The organism is Winogradskyella poriferorum, assembly GCF_050618035.1.
Classification (GTDB): domain Bacteria; phylum Bacteroidota; class Bacteroidia; order Flavobacteriales; family Flavobacteriaceae; genus Winogradskyella; species Winogradskyella poriferorum_A.
On record NZ_JBODPY010000221.1, the window covers coordinates 1 to 222 of the forward strand.

The following is a 222-nucleotide window of genomic DNA, read 5'->3' on the forward strand; positions in this document are numbered from 1 at the left end:
ATTGCACATCATAGTGAATCATATCCCAAGTTATTGGTTTGCCAGCTGCATGCCAAGAATTTTCCCATACCGCTTTATCACCATCTAAAGTTAGGTAGTCTTTATCGCCAGAAACTTCTCTATCAAAACCATTTGCAGTGACAGGAATTTCTTTATTATTTACAAATCGGTTTGCAGTTTCTTTTACAACTGCAAAAGCTTCTGGTAAGATCTCATTAAGAA

General features: G+C 36.0%; 1 protein-coding gene. It reads right to left on the minus strand.

Translation table 11 applies throughout. From position 1 onward, the window contains the following. Nucleotides 1-222 (minus strand): hypothetical protein (locus ACRHOC_RS15545; RefSeq protein ID WP_431159487.1); only part of this gene is annotated, 222 nt, incomplete at both ends.